At 60.4% G+C, this 17,553-nt stretch carries 17 protein-coding genes and 1 tRNA gene; 11 read left to right on the top strand and 7 right to left on the bottom strand.

The annotated features are described in order from the left end of the window. Positions 1-334: 334 nt before the first annotated feature. A complete protein-coding gene (locus GQ59_RS10730; RefSeq protein WP_037081163.1) occupies positions 335-670 on the bottom strand; it encodes a DUF2147 domain-containing protein in 336 nt (111 codons plus the stop codon). Positions 671-1,208: 538 nt separating this feature from the next. On the opposite strand from GQ59_RS10730, the gene GQ59_RS10725 reads away from it, so the two are divergent. After that, positions 1,209-1,475 (top strand): sel1 repeat family protein, encoded by a 267-nt coding sequence (locus tag GQ59_RS10725; protein WP_007758903.1) that lies wholly within the window; start codon positions 1,209-1,211, stop codon positions 1,473-1,475. A 187-nt stretch (positions 1,476-1,662) separates the two neighbouring features. Here the strand turns inward: GQ59_RS10725 and GQ59_RS10720 are convergent, their stop codons facing one another. From GQ59_RS10720 to GQ59_RS10710, 3 genes are all read right to left on the bottom strand, one after another. Next, positions 1,663-2,772 (bottom strand): pyridoxal phosphate-dependent aminotransferase, encoded by a 1,110-nt coding sequence (locus GQ59_RS10720; protein ID WP_037080933.1) that lies wholly within the window; start codon positions 2,770-2,772, stop codon positions 1,663-1,665. Between the two features lie 77 nt (positions 2,773-2,849). Then, positions 2,850-3,713 (bottom strand): LysR family transcriptional regulator, encoded by an 864-nt coding sequence (locus GQ59_RS10715; RefSeq protein ID WP_037080931.1) that lies wholly within the window; start codon positions 3,711-3,713, stop codon positions 2,850-2,852. Between the two features lie 344 nt (positions 3,714-4,057). Then, complete coding sequence (locus GQ59_RS10710; RefSeq protein ID WP_084683116.1) at positions 4,058-4,411, bottom strand: PilZ domain-containing protein; 354 nt, start codon at positions 4,409-4,411, stop codon at positions 4,058-4,060. A gap of 283 nt (positions 4,412-4,694) precedes the next feature. Between GQ59_RS10710 and GQ59_RS10705 the strand changes: the two genes are divergently transcribed. The 5 genes from GQ59_RS10705 (at position 4,695) to GQ59_RS10685 (ending at position 9,645) form a co-directional block, all read left to right on the top strand. Further along, positions 4,695-5,924, top strand: coding sequence for an NAD(P)/FAD-dependent oxidoreductase (locus GQ59_RS10705; RefSeq protein ID WP_037080930.1), 1,230 nt, complete (start codon positions 4,695-4,697; stop codon positions 5,922-5,924). 11 nt (positions 5,925-5,935) lie between these two features. After that, positions 5,936-6,736 (top strand): aldolase/citrate lyase family protein, encoded by an 801-nt coding sequence (locus GQ59_RS10700; protein ID WP_037080929.1) that lies wholly within the window; start codon positions 5,936-5,938, stop codon positions 6,734-6,736. 125 nt (positions 6,737-6,861) lie between these two features. After that, positions 6,862-6,951, top strand: a tRNA-Ser gene (locus tag GQ59_RS10695). 418 nt (positions 6,952-7,369) lie between these two features. Continuing rightward, on the top strand, positions 7,370-8,422 hold the full coding sequence (locus GQ59_RS10690; RefSeq protein WP_037080928.1) for a porin: 1,053 nt from the start codon (positions 7,370-7,372) through the stop codon (positions 8,420-8,422). A 182-nt stretch (positions 8,423-8,604) separates the two neighbouring features. Beyond that, on the top strand, positions 8,605-9,645 hold the full coding sequence (locus GQ59_RS10685) for a porin (protein WP_037080927.1): 1,041 nt from the start codon (positions 8,605-8,607) through the stop codon (positions 9,643-9,645). 154 nt (positions 9,646-9,799) lie between these two features. Here GQ59_RS10685 and GQ59_RS10680 read toward each other — a convergent pair whose 3' ends face one another. After that, positions 9,800-11,791, bottom strand: coding sequence for a lytic transglycosylase domain-containing protein (locus tag GQ59_RS10680; RefSeq protein ID WP_432762577.1), 1,992 nt, complete (start codon positions 11,789-11,791; stop codon positions 9,800-9,802). Positions 11,792-12,150: 359 nt separating this feature from the next. Here GQ59_RS10680 and dapA point away from each other — a divergent pair, with 359 nt between their 5' ends. From dapA to GQ59_RS10660, 4 genes are all read left to right on the top strand, one after another. Next, complete coding sequence (dapA, locus tag GQ59_RS10675; protein WP_037080925.1) at positions 12,151-13,035, top strand: 4-hydroxy-tetrahydrodipicolinate synthase; 885 nt, start codon at positions 12,151-12,153, stop codon at positions 13,033-13,035. A gap of 119 nt (positions 13,036-13,154) precedes the next feature. Continuing rightward, a complete protein-coding gene (gene smpB, locus GQ59_RS10670; RefSeq protein WP_037080924.1) occupies positions 13,155-13,631 on the top strand; it encodes an SsrA-binding protein SmpB in 477 nt (158 codons plus the stop codon). A gap of 93 nt (positions 13,632-13,724) precedes the next feature. Beyond that, positions 13,725-14,018: a WYL domain-containing protein gene (locus GQ59_RS10665; RefSeq protein ID WP_037080923.1), complete on the top strand. Its 294-nt coding sequence runs from the start codon at positions 13,725-13,727 to the stop codon at positions 14,016-14,018. A gap of 67 nt (positions 14,019-14,085) precedes the next feature. Next, complete coding sequence (locus GQ59_RS10660; protein ID WP_037080922.1) at positions 14,086-15,051, top strand: lysylphosphatidylglycerol synthase transmembrane domain-containing protein; 966 nt, start codon at positions 14,086-14,088, stop codon at positions 15,049-15,051. Positions 15,052-15,083: 32 nt separating this feature from the next. On the opposite strand, the gene GQ59_RS10655 is transcribed toward GQ59_RS10660, so the two are convergent. After that, positions 15,084-16,145 carry a bifunctional transcriptional activator/DNA repair enzyme AdaA gene (locus GQ59_RS10655; protein WP_037080921.1) on the bottom strand — a complete coding sequence of 354 codons (1,062 nt, stop codon included), beginning with the start codon at positions 16,143-16,145 and terminating at the stop codon, positions 15,084-15,086. 85 nt (positions 16,146-16,230) lie between these two features. Beyond that, entirely contained in the window at positions 16,231-16,806 is a 576-nt protein-coding gene (locus tag GQ59_RS10650) for a LabA-like NYN domain-containing protein (RefSeq protein ID WP_037080920.1), read from the bottom strand. Between the two features lie 289 nt (positions 16,807-17,095). Between GQ59_RS10650 and rpoZ the strand changes: the two genes are divergently transcribed. Next, positions 17,096-17,503 carry a DNA-directed RNA polymerase subunit omega gene (gene rpoZ / locus GQ59_RS10645; protein ID WP_037080919.1) on the top strand — a complete coding sequence of 136 codons (408 nt, stop codon included), beginning with the start codon at positions 17,096-17,098 and terminating at the stop codon, positions 17,501-17,503. Positions 17,504-17,553: the final 50 nt, after the last annotated feature.

Genomic DNA, 17,553 nt, shown 5'->3' with positions numbered 1-17,553 from the left:
TAATTAATCAGCAGAATCAACAGGATATGTGGTTATGGAACGGCTTGCACGGAGTGCGTGCAATTTTCCGGACATTATGTCATTTTAGCGGCTTTTGTGTGGCTTAAACCGTGTTCAAGGGGTATTCAAGTTTTTCACAAAACTGTGACATTGAAACTCTGCGAATTTTTACGCCCAAAATCGATGCCGTTTGCGTGATCAAATTGCCTTTTCTTGATGCGGCGCAGCAAAATATTCGGGCACCTCTTGACGGTTGGAAACGAAAAATGACCGTGCCGTTGCCGGCGCGGCCATTTCTGCACTTCTTGTACGGGACGATATTTGGGCGATCGGCTTAGAGGCGCGTCCAGGTCTGCGACTTGCAAAGGATGGCGAGAACGCAGCCTTTCATCTTGAGCGAATTGCCGCTGACCGAGCCGGACCCGCTATAGGTCTTATCCTCCGCGGGGTCGGTGATCTCGCCGCTATATTCGCCGTCCTTGCCGGAGAGCTTGCCGATCTGCTTGCCCGAATGTTTGCCGGTCTTCAGCGTCACGCAATAGGCGGTGCCGCATTTGCCGATCACGGCGGTCTCGCCGCTCGCGGTCTTCCAACTGCCTTCGATCGGCTCTGCGGCTCGGGCTCCGGTCGCGGCAAGTGCCAGCACTGCAACAAGCATCACTCTGCGCATCATGATTGTCTTCCTCCTTCGCTTCCGCCGCTGAGCTCCTTGAGAGCAGACAGACAGCGCGGTTTCCTCCAGTTCGCACCCCTCTGTACGAACTTGCGCTGAAATTATCTTACGCACACGTAAAGGTAAATATGAATGTGGGTCGATATGGCTGAATTTCAGGTGACCGGGAGGGCTGGGTTTTCACAGCCGGGGGCGGGGTTCGCCGAACCGAACCGTATTCGTAGTTAGCGATCGGTTTAAATCGTTTTCTAAACTTTTCGTAAAAATCGCCGCAAAATCCTTAAAATGCAAGGCATCCCATGTTTAACAAAAGCTCAAGTTTACGAAGTGTTTTATCTTTGTTTTCGTTGAATTAATCATGCTTTTTAGGCGTCTTTTGGAAGGTTGGGCGCATAGTGAAGTCATCAAACGAGCGGGAAAAACCGCCGGCCGGAAGGATCGAAACAGCCGCTTGAAGACGGTGATCCGGACGGAGCCCGAAAGGGCATGAAACAGGGCAGACGACGAACAACAGGCTTTAACAGGGATCAAACCGATGGCACGCTTTGAAATGAACAATTCCGGAATGGCCACCATGGGTGGCGAAACCCGCGCCGACACTTTCTGCGAAATGGGCCTGATGTATGCGACCGGCCGTGGTTGCGACGTCGATCTCGTTTCCGCTCACAAATGGCTCAACATCGCCGCGATCAAGGGCTCCGACCGCGCCGCAGAACTGCGCGCCGACCTCGCACAGACGATGAGCAAGATGCAGCTGGCCGCCGCACTCCGCGCCGCTCGCGAATGGATGACCATGCACTGAGCTCCTGAAGGAGCGCCGTGGTCGACGAATTGACTGGCCCCGCAAGAGGGCCGGCGGGAGAACAATCCAAAAAACAGCCCCAAAGGGGATCGGGAGACAGGACGGTCGGGTCTGGACGGGGACGACCGCCTGAAATTGAGACCGCGACCGGCAGGAACAAGGCCGGCGCGGTCGTTTTGCGTATAGCCTATAGGCTCTTCAGCACCTTCGGCAGCGCTTCCTCGAAAAGCGCCATGTCTGATTCCGGACCCGTGCTGACGCGGATGCAGCGGTTGAGCTGCGCGACACCCGGCATGCGGATGAAAACTCCGTGTTCCATCAGCCCATCGACGATCGAGCGCGCATAGGCGCCGTCGCGGCCGCAATCGATCGCCACGAAATTGGTGGCGGACGCCAGCGGCTTCAGGCCATTGGTTTCAGCGATGGCGGAAATCCGGTCCCGCGAGGCCTTGATCCACCCGATCACCTGGGAGAGGTAGGCCTGGTCTTTCAGCGCCGCAAGTGCCGAGGCAACACCGATCCGGTTCATGCCGAAGTGATTGCGGATCTTGTCGAAGGCCTCGGCAGTGCCGGGCGTCGAGATCGCGTAACCCACCCGCGAGCCGGCCATGCCGTAGGCCTTCGAGAAGGTCCGGGTGCGGATGATGTTCGGCCGGTCGATCAGGGCGGCGATATCGGGCGTCGCGCCGGCCGGGCCGGTCTCGCAATAGGCCTCGTCGAGAATCATCAGGCAGGTTTCCGGCAGCGCCTTGGCAAAAGCGACGATGCTGTCGGCATCCCACCAGCTTCCCATCGGATTGTCCGGATTGGCGAAATAGACCAGCGGCGCGTTTTCGCGGCGCACGGCTTCCAACAACCCGTCGAGGCTTTCGCGGTCATCGACGTAAGGCACCGTCACCAGCCGGCCGCCATGGCCGGCCACATGGAAGTTGAACGTGGGGTAGGCGCCGAACGAGGTGACGACGGGCATGCCCGGCTCGATCACCATCCGGACGATCAGCCCAAGCAGGCTGTCTATGCCTTCGCCGACGGCGATGTTGTTCACCTGACAGCCCAGATGCGTGGCGAGCGCCTGCTTCAGTTCGAAATTCTCCGGATCCGCATATTTCCAGGTGCTGGCCGCTGAGGCGCTGATCGCTTCGATGACGGAAGGCGCAGGGCCGAAGCCGTTTTCATTGGCGCCGATGCGCGCTTTCACCATGAGACCGCGATTGCGCTCGATGGCCTCGGGTCCGACGAAGGGGACGGTGGCGGGAAGGGCGCTGATCAGCGGTGTAAAGCGCAAAAATGCAGGCATGGACTTCAGTTCCGGTTCTTTTAAAACCGGCACACAATAGGATCGATTCACCGGCATGCAAGTCCGCTTGAGCTCGATTAGGCTTCATCGCCGCTAAATCTTTTCGCCTCCCGTTTGAAGAGCGCGCCGAGCCTTTCGATGACCTGACGTACCTCCGGCCGGTGCCGGTCGTCGTCATTGGCAACGATCCACATTGTGTAGGTGAGCTCTGCGATGATTCCGCCCTCGCGTACCAGGCCGGGAACGGAATCGCCAATGAAGCACGGCAGCACGCCGCGCCCGTTGCCGCTTGCAATCAGCCGCAGCAGCAGTTCCGGGGAATTGGTCCAGGTGCGGATATCAGCCTCGTGCTGCTGAAACACCCATTTGTCGGCCGGCGAATGGGAGCTTTCGGTGCCGATCGAAACCCACGGCATGGCCTCGTCTTCGGCAAGCCTGTCCACTCTATATATACAGTGTGCGACAGTGACCGAGCGGCGGGTCGCCACATTGCCGGATTCAGGCCTTTGACCGACGATCCCGACATCCGTTTCGCGATAGGTGAAATCGACCCCCTTGTGCAGCGATTTGCAGCAGAGCCGGAACCGGTCCTGCTTGCCTCGAATCTCGGACGTATGGTCGCTGACGAAACCGGAAAGCCATGCGTCGGCGCCGATCGAAACGATCGGCAGGGCAAAGGCCTGCGCCTTCCAGCCGGCGATGCTGTCGGCCGTCTTTTGCATGGCGCGGACATGTTCGAGCAGCGTTTCGCCATCCGGCGCCAGCCGATAGCCCTGCTGGCTGCGCACGAACAGGGTCCGGCCGGTTGCCCGCTCGAGCGCCAGCATCCGCCGGCCGATCGTCGGGGCACTGAGGCCCGTGCGGGCGGCGGCACCGCTCAAGGCCCCTTCGCTCGCCACATGCAGGAACAGTTTGAGATCGTCCCAGCCCGCGTCCGTCATGTCAGGCACCCTATCGTTTCACCGGTGATCTTCCCATCGTTCATGGATGAAAAGCGGCTTTCGCCGGCGCGTCTACAAGGCCCGCGGCAAATCACTAGCTCGATGGCATCGCATCATAGATGGAGTGACCGCCATGCTTCTCAACTGGGTGAGACTTTGGGAACAGCTGAACAAGGGAAAGGACAGGCGCTGCCTGAACGGGCAGCGGCATCCGATGGCCGATCCCCTCGAGGGGGCCGAATGGGCCGGGCTGCTGTGGGCCGTGCCGTTTCTGGCGCGGCTGACGAGCGGCGGCCATGAGCGGCGGGAGAAAACGGCCCCCCGGCCGCGGGACTATCTGCCGGTCAATGACTCGTCTCGAAGCTCAGCCGGATCACGTGGTGCAGAAACTCGGCGTCGATCAGCATGTTGAAGCCGACGGTGACCTTCTCTTCTTCGCGGCGGATCACCGTGCATCCGATATCGTCGTGGATGCCGAGGATTTCGAGGAAGAAGTTGTTGGGCATCGGCAGCGTCGGGCCCACCTCGATTTCCGCACCGTAGAGCGAGATGCTGCGGATCAGGCAGCGGAAGCTGGTTTTGGTGCTGAGATGATGGCCGACCAGGATGACCTTGCCGGGGCGGTCGATCGTGAACTTCTCGAAGGCCTGGTCGCGCGGGCCGTCTTTTCTGGTGTCCTGGTTCATATTCAAGGGCATGACACCCTCCCGTTTTCATTCCTACTCTGTGACTATATTCCTCCTGCGCTGACACATTCTGAAACGGAATGATAAAATGCGACGGATAGGCAGGGATATTGAGGGCAAATCCGGAGTTTTCACGCTGTAGAGGCGGTTTTTCCTTTCCGTGTGGGACAGCTGCCAACTCATCGCGCGTAATCGGCCATGTCGCGTTGTTGACGGACCGGTGTCGCGGGGATACCCCTTGCGATCGGACGAGTGGTGCTATCAACGAAACCATGATCGGTGTGGGGAGCGAGACGTGACGGGCAGGTTGGTGATAATCGGTGCGGGCCAGGCGGGTTTCGCGCTCGCTGCAAAGCTCCGGGCTCTGAAGGATGCACGGCCGATCACGATCATCGGTTCCGAAAACGTGATCCCCTACCAGCGCCCGCCGCTCTCCAAGAAATATCTGCTCGGTGAAATGGAGTTCGAGCGGCTGACCTTCCGGCCCGAAACCTGGTTTGCCGAAAACGATGTCGAGCTTCTGCTCTCGACCTATGTCGAGGAGATCGACCGCAAGGCGAAGTCAGTCCGCATGCAGGACGGTGCCGTGCTGGAATACGACACCCTGGCGCTCGCCACCGGCTCGACGCCGCGCACGCTTCCGGCAAGTGTCGGCGGCGATCTCGACGGCGTCTTCACCGTGCGCGACAAGCGCGATGCCGACCTGCTCGCCGTCGAGATGAAACCGGGCCGACGGCTCCTTATTATAGGCGGCGGTTATATCGGCCTCGAAGCGGCCGCCGTCGCCCGCCATCTCGGCCTCGAAGTGACGTTGATCGAAATGGCCGACCGCATCCTCCAGCGCGTCGCTGCAAAGGAGACCGCCGACGTGATGCGCGCCATTCACGGCAGCCATGGCGTGGTCATCCGCGAAAAGACCGGCCTGCACCGCCTGATCGGTGGAAGCGGCCCCGAAGGGAAACACGTGCGCGCCGCCGAGCTTTCCGACGGCAGCACGATCGAGGTCGATTTCGTCATCGTCGGCATCGGCGTGAAGCCGAACGACGATCTGGCTCAGCAATGCGGCCTCGAAGTCGGTAATGGCGTGATCGTCGACGAGTTCGTCCGCACCTCGGATCCGTCGATCTTCGCCATGGGCGACTGCGCCATGCTGCCCTGGAAGGGCGAGCGCATCCGTCTCGAATCGGTACAAAACGCCGTCGACCAGGCGGAAGCCGCCGCAGCGATCCTTGCCGGCGGCTCCGCGCCCTATGACGCAAAGCCCTGGTTCTGGTCCGACCAGTACGATGTGAAGCTGCAGATCGCCGGCTTCAACATGGGGTATGACGAGACGCTGGTGCGCAAGGGTGCCCGCGAAGGCAGCCTGTCGATCTGGTATTTCCGTGAGGGCCGCTTCATCGCCGTCGACGCGATCAACGACGCCAAGGCCTATGTAAGCGGCAAGAAGCTGCTCGACACCGGCATCGAACCGAGCCGCGCCGTCCTCGCCGATCCGTCCGCCGACCTGAAACAGCTCCTCTCCTGAAGGGAAACGCCATGCCGTCTCCGAAGAATCACTTCAAGGCGGCGCTCGAAGCCCGCCAGCCGCAGATCGGTCTCTGGCTGAACATGGGCGAGGCGCTGACCGCCGAGATCGCCGGCCATGCCGGTTTCGACTGGCTGGTGATCGACGGCGAGCACGGGCCGAACGACCTGCGCAGCATTCTCGCGCAATTGCAGGCGCTTGCCACCTCGCCTTCGGAAGTGGTCGTGCGGCCGCCGATCGGCGAGACCTGGGTCATCAAGCAGATGCTCGACATCGGTGCCCGCACGCTGCTGGTGCCGATGGTCGATTCGGCCGAGCAGGCGCGGGAACTCGTCCGGGCCGTGCATTATCCGCCACGCGGCGTGCGCGGCGTCGGTGCCGCCGTCGCCCGCGCCTCCGGCTTCAACGCCATTGCCGACTATGCCGAGACGGCCGCCGACGAAATCTGCCTGATCGTCCAGGCCGAGACCATGGCCTCGATCCGCGACCTGGAGAACATCGCCGCGGTGGACGGCATCGACGGCGTCTTCATCGGCCCGGCCGATCTTTCGGCCGACATGGGTTATCTCGGCCGCATGGAGGCCCCGGAGGTCCAGGAGGTGATCGAGAAGGCGATCGGCACGATCGTGAAATCCGGCAAGGCGGCCGGAATCCTGACGTTCAGCGAAACCCTGAACCGCCATTATCTCGATCTCGGCGCGAGCTTCGTGGCCGTCGGCGCCGATGTCACCGAATTTTCGGGCGCGTTGCGATCACTGGCCGGCCGTTACGGCCGGGGCGGCGGCGTCAGCAGGCAGCGTTCGGGCTACTGAGAATCACCGAAGCTGCGGGAATGGAATCACTTGTTGCGATTCGTGTGTCTTTGCCGGTGGAATCGCATGACATTTCCATAAAAGACCTTGCCATCGATATCGTTTCCCAATAATCAGGCCCGACCGGAGAGGTGGCCGAGTGGTCGAAGGCGCTCCCCTGCTAAGGGAGTATACCCGAGAGGGTATCGTGGGTTCGAATCCCATCTTCTCCGCCATTCCAGGCTCGAAACGCCCGCCCAATCCTGAAATCCAATCCCGTTCTGATCGACCTTTACGCTTTGCCCGCAGGACCGCGCAGTCGCGCCGCGTGACGGGTGAGGTGATTCCCTTCCGGAGCTTTCCCGAGGCGCTAAGTGGCTGCCAGATAAGCCCTTTCTTAACAAAGTGTAAAATACCACCTAAGCCAGTCCCCGGCTTTGTGTCCTTTCGGCAACAGACTTGGGGGAAGCGGGTACCGGAAGGGCGCCCGATTGAAGTTCCAGATTGCATGACCCTCCCCGTCTTGTATTTTCAAATCCGGAAGCGAGGCGGTGGATCGTCCTTCTTCTAGCAATCGACGGGGATGGGGCAGGGAACGCTGTCCTTCAGCCAAAAGAACCCAGACCCATACGAAACTTTGACTGGAGGTCAAAAATGAACATCAAGAGCCTTCTTCTCGGCTCCGCTGCTGCCCTCGCAGCAGTCTCCGGCGCTCAGGCAGCTGACGCCATCGTAGCTGCTGAACCGGAGCCCATGGAATACGTTCGCGTTTGCGACGCTTTCGGCACCGGCTACTTCTACATCCCGGGCACCGAAACCTGCCTCAAGATCGGCGGTTATGTCCGTTTCCAGGCTGATATCGGTCAGGACGTAAACTCCTTCAACGACACCGACTGGGATACCTGGTCGCGCGTTCAGCTCGACTTCACCGCGAAGTCGGACACTGAGCTTGGCACGCTGACCTCGGTTGCTTCGGTTCGTTTCGAAGCCAACCAGGACGTTGGTTACACGTCCAACGGCAGCTCCAACGCCGCCTACATCAACGAAGCTTACATCCAGCTCGGTGGTTTCAAGGTCGGTCGTTACTACAACCCTTGGGATAAGGGTATCAACGGCGAGTCCGATTGGAACTCCGGTACCCAGAACACCCGCATGCAGTCTGTCGGCTACTTCTACACGGGTAGCGCCTTCACCGCTGGTGTCCAGGTTGACGAACTGTCGCGTCTTCAGGGTCTTGGTGGCCAGAACGTCGGTCTCGAAGCTATCGTAACGACCAAGTTCGGCGGCGTAGCTTTCGACCTTCTCGGTGCTTATGACTTCAGCGCTGAAAACGGTGCAGTTCGCGCTCTCATCTCGGCTCCGGTCGGCCCGGGCACCCTGCAGGCTCTCGCCATCTGGTCGAGCGGTGTGGGCGATGCGAACTTCGACAACGCCTACTTCAACCGTGGTGAATGGGCTCTCGCTGCTTCGTACGCTTTCAAGGTCTCCGACAAGCTGACGATCACTCCCGGCGGTACCTACGTCTGGAATTCTGAAGTTGACGCTGACGGCGAATTCACGGGCGACGACGCTTGGCGCGCTGGCGTAACGGTCGATTACACGATCGTTCCGGGCTTCACTGCCAAGGTTACCGCGAACTACAACGACACTTCGGGCGCTGCTGAAGAATTCTGGGATGGCTTCGTCCGTCTCGACCGCACGTTCTAATAATAAAGGAACTCCCCCGGCTTGCCGGGGGAGTTCTCTATAAATGGTTGGCCTCTATGCAGGGCCTCCACATGGGGAGTTGATATCGGGGGATAGGGCTGCTTTCGCGGCCTTTACGCGTTTGATCAATTTTGGGTCGGGCGCGAACTAGCATTCAGAGAAATTGACTGGAGGTCAAAAGAATGAACATTAAGAGCCTTCTTCTCGGTTCTGCAGCGGCTCTCGCGGCAGTTTCCGGTGCTCAGGCTGCCGACGCCATCGTCGCTGCCGAACCGGAGCCTATGGAATACGTTCGTGTCTGCGACGCGTTCGGCACTGGTTACTTCTACATCCCGGGCACTGAAACCTGCCTCAAGGTCGGTGGTTATGTCCGTTTCGAAGTTGGCTTTGGTGAAGACACGAATAGCTTCAACAACGGCGACTGGGATTCCTACAGCCGCGCTCAGCTCGACTTCACTGCAAAGTCCGACACCGAACTCGGCACGCTGACTTCGGTTGCTTCGGTTCGTTTCGAAGCCAACCAGGACGTTGGCTACACGTCCAACGGCAGTGCCAATGGCGCCTATATCAACGAAGCCTATATCCAGCTCGGCGGTTTCCGCGTTGGTCGCTGGTTGAACTGGTGGGATGCCAACGACCTTCCGGGCGAACTCGACAACCTCGGTTCGAACCGTCTGCAGTCGATCTCCTACACCTATACCGGCTCGGCCTTCACGGCTGGCATTCAGGTTGACGAACTGTCGCGTCTTCAGGGCGTTGGCGGACAGAACGTCGGTATCGAGGCTATCATCCAGGCAGCGATCGGTCCGGCCAAGCTCGAACTGCTCGGTTCTTATGACTTCGGTGCCGAAGACGGCGCTGTCCGTGCGATCGGCTCTGTTGCGGTTGGTCCAGGCACCTTCTACCTCTCCGGCGTTTGGTCGTCGGGTGACAATGCCTATTACGGCGTAACCGACACCGGTGCTGGTGAAGCAGCTGTAGCTGTTGCCTATTCCTTCAAGGCGACCGACAAGCTCGAAATCATTCCGGAAGCCCAGTACATCTGGAACACGGAAGTTGATGCAGATGGCGACTTCTTCGGCGATGATGCCTGGGGCGCTGGCGTTACCGTCAACTACCAGATCGTCGAAAACTTCGCTGCCAAGGTTGCTGTAAACTATCAGGAAATTGGCGACGAAGATGGCACGGTACAGGGTATCGTCCGCCTGCAGCGCGACTTCTAATCTGATTTGATCGGATTGAGCTTAGAAGCCCGGCCTCGTGCCGGGCTTTTTGTTTTGATGACTTCGCCTGCAACAGGGATGGCTGTTGGAACTAGGTCCGCGTCGTCTCTTGTTTGAAGATGAGAAGATCAGGCTCGATGAGGCCGCGGCCTGCTTATCGCCGCCCGAACCGCAAATCCGCTTCGATATCCGCCTTCTGCCCAAGCCTCACCTTGTAGACCTGATAGTTCTCCATCACCCGCTGCACGTAATTGCGGGTTTCGGGGAAGGGGATGCGCTCGATCCAGTCGACCACCTCATCGAGGGATTTGCTGCGCGGGTCGCCATAGCGGGTGATCCACTCGGGCACCCGTTTCGGACCGGCATTATAGGCGATGAAGGTGAGGATGTAGGAGCCGCCGAACGCGTCGATCTGTTCGCCGAGATAATGTGCGCCGAGCGTGGCGTTGTAGCCCGCATCCGTGGTCAGCTTTGCTGCCGCATAGGTGAGGCCGTGCCGCTTGGCGACGCCCTGCGCCGTGCCGGGCAGGATTTGTAAGAGGCCGCGGGCATTGGCAGGTGAAACCGCGCCCGGGTTGAAGGCGCTTTCCTGGCGGGCTATCGCATAGGCGAGCGCCTTGCCGGAACTTTCGATATCGGCACCGGCCGGGATGACGCCGATCGGGAAGGCGAGCGCGGCTACATCGATGCCGCGGCTGAAAGCCGTCTTGCCGATCTGCAGCGACAGGGCGTGATTGTCTTCCGATTCGGCCCTTGCCGCGAGGATCGCAAGCTCTCCCGGGCTGGTCATTTCTTCCGCCAGCGCGCGATAGAGTACTGCGGCGCGTTTGCCATGGCCGGCATCTTCGAGCCTTGCGATCGCCCGGACGGCTTCGCGGCTTTCGAAATTCTGCCGGTCGGCTCCACTCGCGGTCGGATAGGTGACGTCGAGCGACTTGAGGTCGAGACGTGCGGCGGCAAGTTGGCCATAGAACGTGCTGGAGAAATGCGCCGCCTTGGTGAAAAACTCCTTGGCGCTGCCCGGCCCGCCGTCTTCCGCCGCGCGGCCGAGCCAGTAGAGGGCGCGCGACGCTGAAAGCGGCTTGTTCGAGGTCTCGAGGATCTTGCGGAAATGTTTCTCGGCGGTTGCCGGCTCATGCAGCGCCCGCAGCGCATACCAGCCAGCGTGGAATTCCGCATCGACGATATCGGTGGAGGATGCGGCAACATAATTGGCCGCGGTCCGGTAGGCGAGCTTGAACTCGCCCTGATCGGCAAGGCCGCGCGCCACGATGCGTCGCTCGTTCCACCATTCCGTCGTGTTGACCAGTTTTGCCGCGTCGCGCGGGGCCTTTTCGAGCAGGTCTGCCGCGTCCCGGTATTTGTCCTGGCGCCGCAGATATTCGACGCGGGCGAAGAGATAGCCGGCATCGTCCTTCAGGGAACCGTCGATGCCGTTCAGCAGCGCCTCGGCATTCTTGGCATTGCTGATGACGGCGGTCCAGGCCTTGTAAAGCGATTGCGCCTTGGCGAGATCGCCGAAGCGCTTGGCCTGTGCCGCACGCCCCTTGTACATGAGGAAGTCCATCCGCGCTTTATGGTCGGCGGCGGTGAAAAGCGCGGAAAACTCGGCGAGGATCTTGTCCTCGGTCGGCTTGTCGAGCGTTTCGGTGAACCAGATCTGACGCAGCGGGCGGGCGGCCTCCGCCTGCCTGGCCGATGCGACGAGCGCGCGGGCGAGGATGAGCGTGCCCTCGGTCGTTTCCGGACGGGTTGAGCCGAAGGCCGCCAGCACTGTCGGAGCGGGCGGATTTTCGCGATAAAGAGCGCGTTCGGAATTGGCGCGCAGGCCCTTCAGACCCGGCCAGCCCTTCAGTTCCGTCTGGGCTGCCGCGATCTCGCCCGACGGCACGCCCGGCGCGCCGGAGGTGGCGATCGCCCAGGTGAGGATATGCCGGTCGAGCGAGCCTTCGGCAAGAGCGTTGCGTGTGGCAAGGGCGGCGGCGATGTCATTGCCGGCAAGCGCGTCGAGCCCTGCTTTCAACTGGGGAGCAACGACAAGCGGATCCGTCCGCGGGATCGTGCCGGTGACGTCCGGCACCGGCATCGCGGCGGGCATGGGCATCGCGACCGGATTTTCGGGCTTCATATAGGGAAGGGGGGCCATGCTTTCGGGCAGCGATGCGGCAAATGCATGCATGCTCGCAGCGCCGAGCCCCAGTGCTGCGAGGATCAGAACAGGCCTGTACATCCGGTAACTCGCGAAAATAGTCGTCCCCTTATTAGCCGCCAGCCACGTTAACGAAAGCTTACCGCATTTATGAAAATGCGCGGTTTCTTATATGAGATTCCATATGAAATCCCTGGCACTTGCGCTTGTCGCCGCTTTCCCGCCGCTTTATGGTGCGCGACCTGAAAGGCTTTCGGGAAAAGGTCGACTGCGTCGCGGCCCGTCCAAAATTGTCGAGAGCCCTCATAATCATGGATTGCGGCAGCAGAATGGACGCTGCCGACTGGGAGTTTTGCATGTTCAAGGGATCGATGCCCGCGCTGGTCACTCCGTTCACTGCCGATGATGCGGTGGATGAGCAGGCTTTTGCCGCGCATGTGGATTGGCAGATCGTCGAAGGCAGCAGCGGTCTGGTGCCTGTCGGCACCACCGGTGAATCGCCGACGTTGAGCCATGACGAGCACAAGCGCGTCGTGGAACTCTGTATCGAAGTCGCGAGGAAGCGGGTGCCCGTTATCGCCGGTGCCGGTTCCAACAACACGCGCGAGGCGGTGGAGCTTGCCGTGCACGCGGAAAAGGCCGGCGCCGATGCCGTCCTCGTCGTGACGCCCTATTACAACAAGCCGACCCAGAAGGGCCTGATCGCGCATTTCTCGGCGATCGCGCAAGCGACGAAGCTGCCGATCATCATCTACAACATCCCGCCGCGTTCGGTCATCGACATGTCGCCGGAAACGATGGGCGCGCTGGTGAAGGCGCACCGGAATATCATCGGCGTCAAGGATGCGACCGGCAAGATCGAGCGCGTCTCGGAGCAGCGCATTACTTGCGGCAAGGATTTCGTGCAGCTCTCGGGGGAGGACGCGACGGCCCTCGGCTTCAACGCCCACGGCGGCGTCGGCTGCATCTCGGTAACGGCCAATGTCGCACCGCGCCTCTGCGCGGAATTCCAGGCGGCGACGCTTGCGGGCGATTATGCCAAGGCGCTCGAATACCAGGACCGCCTGATGCCGCTGCACAAGGCGATCTTCCTGGAACCCGGCCTCTGCGGCGCCAAATACGGCCTCAACAGGATCCGCGGCATGAACCGCACGGTCCGCTCGCCGCTGGTCTCGACGCTGGAACCCGCAACCGAGGCGGCGATCGATTCCGCGCTGCGCCACGCCGGGCTCCTGAACTGAGACACATCCGCGCTCGCCGCTTCACTTTCGGCATCGGCCGCATTACATAGACAAGTAACCCCGCTCATAGCCCATGGGCGGGGATTTGTTTTCAGATAAGGGCGGAACGGAATACACCCATGGCCCCCAAAGGCAGCCAGCGCACGGTCAACAAGATTGTCGCGGAGAACCGCAAGGCCCGCTTCAACTATGAAATCATGGATACCTACGAGGCCGGCCTGGTCCTGACCGGGACCGAGGTCAAGTCTTTGCGCGAAGGCAAGGCCAATATTGCCGAATCCTACGCCTCCGACGAGGGCAACGAGATCTGGCTGATCAATTCCCATCTGCCTGAATATCTGCAGGCCAATCGTTTCAATCACGAACCGCGCCGCCGCCGCAAGCTCCTGCTCTCCAAGCGCGAGATCGGCCGCCTGCGCGCCGGCATCAACCGCGAAGGCATGACGCTGGTGCCGTTGAAAATCTATTTCAACGAAAAAGGCCGCGCCAAGCTCGAACTGGCCCTCGCCAAGGGCAAGAAGCTGCACGACAAGCGCGAGACGGAGAAGGAACGTGACTGGAACCGCCAGAAGTCGCGGCTTCTGAAGTCGAACTGATTAACCGCGCAACTGCCGCCCCGCCGTTTCTTCCCATGGCGATCATGAACTTCCATGCCTCCCGGCCGTTAAGGGAGACACCAGGGAGTTTTCGTGCGGAAGACAAGCTATCCGGATATCATCATCGGTGCGATCGAGCGCCGGCGGATCATCGAGCTCCGCTACAAGGACGTAAAGCGCAGGGTGCGGCCGCATATCCTCGGTTATGTCGGGGAGGGCGCACTCGCCCTCAGCGCCTGGCAGATCGCCGGAACGGGTTCCGGGTGGCGTCTGTTTCACGTCGATGACATCGTCGATTTGACCGAGACAGAGGCGGGCTTCCGCAGCCCTGTTCGCGGATATAATCCCAACGATCCCGCCTTTTCGCGCATCATCCAGCGGCTGTGAAATCCTCGTACTAGGAACAAAATCCGCATCCACCCGTTGCGTGTGATCTTGTGAGCGTGAGCGGGCGATGACGCGAAAGAAAATCCTGACCTATGGCATGCTGGTGATCGGCTTCGGCGCCGCCGGATATCTGCTCTATCATACGTTCCGTGACTTCACGTTGTCCGAAATCATCGAATCCTTCCGGGCCATCCCGACCGTCAACCTGTTGATGGCACTCCTCTTCGCCTTCGGGTCCTATCTCTGCCTCTCGGGCTTTGATTGGGCCGGCGTGCGTTATGTGAAGAACGACCTCGCATATCCAAAGATCGGCCTTGCCTCGTTCATCGCGCTCTCGATCGGCCAGAGCGTCGGTCTTTCGGGCTTGAGCAGCGGCGCGCTGCGTTACCGCTATTATGCCCATTGGGGCATGAGCACCGAGGACGTGGCGAAGATCGTGCTGCTGTCCGGCGTCACGGTCGGTATCGGCATGGCGATGCTGTCGGGCATCGTCATGGTCCTCAACCCGAAGGATGCCGCTTCGGTGTTGGGCCTGAGCGAGGCCGTAATCATCGCGATCGGTTTTGCCTGCCTTGCCGCAACAGCCGGTTACCTTGCACTCGCGGCCTTTGTCCGTACTCCGCTGAAGATCCGTTCCTGGACCTTCGAAATGCCGACTTTGACGATTGCTATTGCCCAGGTGGTGATCGGCACGATCAATTTCGCGCTGGTCTCGGCCTGCCTGCGCGAAGTCATGGCCGCCAGTGCCGACGTGAGTTATCTGAAAGCCGCCACGGCCTTCGTGCTCGCCAACCTGGCGATTTTGATCACCCATGCGCCGGGCGGTCTCGGTGTCCTGGAGGCGACCGTCCGCCATGTCATGGGAGACCAGGCCTCGATCGGCTCGCTGGTCGCCTTCCGGGTGATCTATTTCTTCATCCCGTTCTTCATCGGCTTGCCGCTGGCCTTGATCGTCGAAGCAATTTTCCGGGCCAGGAAGGCGAGGCGGCAGTCTCATTCCGGGCTTGAATTCACCGAACCGGCAGCGACGTGACCCGCCGAAGGCGTCGTCCACGGTCGGAGCTTCTAACCTTTCCTCACCACCATCCGCCGCTCATGTTCCAACAGCCAGCGCTTGCGCCACAGCCCGCCGCCATAACCGGTGAGGCTGCCGTCGGCGCCGATCAGCCGGTGGCAGGGAATGACGATGGCGATCTGGTTGGCGCCGTTGGCGCCCGCCACCGCGCGCGTGGAGGAGGGGAGGTTGAGTTCGGCCGCGACCATTCCATAGGTCGTCGACACCCCGACCGGGATCGCCCGTAACGCCTCCCAGACCCGGCGCTGGAAAGGTGACCCGTGCCCGGCAAGCCGTGTCTTGAAGCCCAGATCCGCGCCGGCAAAATAGGCCCTCAGCTCCGTCTCGATCTGATCGATCGGCGGATGGCGTCCCATGACGATGCCGCTGCCGGTAAACCTTTGAAGTTTCCTGATCTCCGCCGGCAGCGCCTTGCGCTCGGCGAATTCGAGCAGATGCAGCGAGTGCTGATCGGCAATCGCCATCATCGGCCCGATCGGCGTTTCGATCCAGTCGGCCCGCAGCAGGGTCTTGGTCCGCAGATTGGCGGGTGCCGCACCGAACAGCTTGGTCACCGCGCTGCGAAAACCGCTGCCGGATTCATATCCGGCATCGAGCTGAGCATCGAGAACGCTCGCACCCTCCTTCAGCGTTTCGGCCGCCTTGCCCATCCGTCTGAGCCTCGTGATTTCGAGGAAGCTCATGCCGAACTGCCGCTTGAAGGCGCGCCGCGCGGTCGACGGATCGATACCGAGCGAAACGACATCCTCCTCGCTCCAGCGACGGAAAGGTTCCGTATCGAGCGCCGAAAGCAACCGCGTCACCATCGGATCCGCCGCACCCAGCTTCAGCATCGGCCGGCAGCGGCTGCAGGGTCTGAAGCCGGCCTCCAGGCATTCGGCGATCGTCTCGAAGAAACTGGTGTTTTCCCGCTTCGGCTTGCGCGCCGGGCAGGTCAAGCGGCAGAAAATACCGGTCGTCTTCACCGCCGCCCAGGCAAAACCTTCATAGCAGGCGTCGCGGGCGACCAGCGCTTCGTAAAGAAGATCATCGGAAGGGCGTTCGAAAAGCATGGACCTTTTCTAACCCAGAACGAAAAAAGGCGCCGCCGAAAAACGGGCGCCTATTCTTCTTTTGATATCTGTGGTGTGGCCCGGATCAGGGATCCGTGGCTTCGGCCGGTTCTGCAGGACGAACCGCGCGTTCGGAGGGGTCGCGACCGACTTCCGCCTTCAGCGATACGAGGTCGATGAAATGATCGGCCTGGCGGCGCAGGTCGTCGGCGATCATCGGCGGCTGGGTTGCCATGGTCGAAACCACGGAAACCTTGCGACCTTTGCGCTGCAGGGCCTCCACCAGTGTTGTGAAGTCGCCGTCGCCGGAAAACAGCACGAGATGGTCAACGGTTTCCGACTGTTCCATTGCATCGATCGCAAGCTCGATGTCCATGTTGCCCTTGATCTTGCGGCGGCCCATCGAGTCGGTAAACTCCTTGGCGGGCTTGGTGACGACCTTGTACCCGTTGTAGTCGAGCCAGTCGATCAGCGGCCGGATCGAGGAGTATTCCTGGTCTTCTATCAACGCGGTATAGTAATAGGCGCGTAGAAGATAACCGCGTTTCTGAAAGGCCTTGAGCAACTTACGGTAATCGATGTCGAAGCCGAGGCTTTTCGAAGCGGCGTAAAGATTTGCGCCGTCTATGAAGAGAGCAATCTTCTCCCTTGGGTCAAACATGTGGTCTCCATCCCCTTTTCTTATGAACCTGCTTGGCAGGTGGAGGCCTGGTCAATATAAGCCGAACCAAATCTCCGGAATAATCCACTACATTACGAACTATTCATATAACTGTCATTTATGGCACGATTCGTAATAATCCAAGCAGCTTGAGGTTGAAATTGGCGGGCGCCCCCAGAAGACGCGGCGCACCTTGTCAAAAGTCAATTCTCAGGAAAAACTTGAATTTGCCGCGCAATGCCTGTATCGGGCGTATCAATTCCGAAAATCACTGATCAAAGGACAGGCAATGGCCCGTGTCACAGTAGAAGATTGCATTGACAAAGTCGACAACCGGTTCGAACTGGTCCTGCTCGCGAGCCACCGCGCCCGCCAGATCTCGCAGGGCGCTTCGATCACCATCGACCGCGACAATGACAAGAATCCTGTCGTCGCTCTTCGCGAAATCGCCGACGAGACGCTTTCGCCGGACGACCTCAAGGAAGACCTCATCCATTCGCTGCAGAAGCATGTCGAAGTCGACGAGCCCGAACCCGATCCGGCTTCGCTGATCGCTGCCGGCGGCGTTGCCGTCGCCTCCGATCGCGACGAGGAAGACGACGCTCCGGAAACCGTCACCTTCGACCAGATGTCGGAAGAAGAACTGCTTGCCGGCATCGAAGGTCTCGTACCGCCGGAAAAGAGCGACGATTACTAAGCGAAACATTCGCTTCGCAAGTTTTCGTTCATTCTCTCGCCCTAATCTGC

This window comes from Neorhizobium vignae (assembly GCF_000732195.1).
Lineage (GTDB): Bacteria > Pseudomonadota > Alphaproteobacteria > Rhizobiales > Rhizobiaceae > Neorhizobium > Neorhizobium vignae.
This window is presented reverse-complemented; position numbering and strand designations above follow the sequence as displayed.

Bases quoted from the DNA above. Each gene is read 5' to 3' on its own strand.
- smpB (WP_037080924.1), top strand. From the start codon at position 13,155: ATGGCCCCCAAAGGCAGCCAGCGCACGGTCAACAAGATTGTCGCGGAG.
- GQ59_RS10700 (WP_037080929.1), top strand. From the start codon at position 5,936: ATGCCGTCTCCGAAGAATCACTTCAAGGCGGCGCTCGAAGCCCGCCAG.
- GQ59_RS10715 (WP_037080931.1), bottom strand. From the start codon at position 3,713: ATGACGGACGCGGGCTGGGACGATCTCAAACTGTTCCTGCATGTGGCG.
- dapA (WP_037080925.1), top strand. From the start codon at position 12,151: ATGTTCAAGGGATCGATGCCCGCGCTGGTCACTCCGTTCACTGCCGAT.
- GQ59_RS10680 (WP_432762577.1), bottom strand. From the start codon at position 11,791: ATGGCCCCCCTTCCCTATATGAAGCCCGAAAATCCGGTCGCGATGCCC.
- GQ59_RS10690 (WP_037080928.1), top strand. From the start codon at position 7,370: ATGAACATCAAGAGCCTTCTTCTCGGCTCCGCTGCTGCCCTCGCAGCA.
- rpoZ (WP_037080919.1), top strand. From the start codon at position 17,096: ATGGCCCGTGTCACAGTAGAAGATTGCATTGACAAAGTCGACAACCGG.
- GQ59_RS10660 (WP_037080922.1), top strand. From the start codon at position 14,086: ATGACGCGAAAGAAAATCCTGACCTATGGCATGCTGGTGATCGGCTTC.
- GQ59_RS10685 (WP_037080927.1), top strand. From the start codon at position 8,605: ATGAACATTAAGAGCCTTCTTCTCGGTTCTGCAGCGGCTCTCGCGGCA.
- GQ59_RS10655 (WP_037080921.1), bottom strand. From the start codon at position 16,145: ATGCTTTTCGAACGCCCTTCCGATGATCTTCTTTACGAAGCGCTGGTC.
- GQ59_RS10720 (WP_037080933.1), bottom strand. From the start codon at position 2,772: ATGCCTGCATTTTTGCGCTTTACACCGCTGATCAGCGCCCTTCCCGCC.
- GQ59_RS10730 (WP_037081163.1), bottom strand. From the start codon at position 670: ATGCGCAGAGTGATGCTTGTTGCAGTGCTGGCACTTGCCGCGACCGGA.
- GQ59_RS10710 (WP_084683116.1), bottom strand. From the start codon at position 4,411: ATGCCCTTGAATATGAACCAGGACACCAGAAAAGACGGCCCGCGCGAC.
- GQ59_RS10650 (WP_037080920.1), bottom strand. From the start codon at position 16,806: ATGTTTGACCCAAGGGAGAAGATTGCTCTCTTCATAGACGGCGCAAAT.
- GQ59_RS10725 (WP_007758903.1), top strand. From the start codon at position 1,209: ATGGCACGCTTTGAAATGAACAATTCCGGAATGGCCACCATGGGTGGC.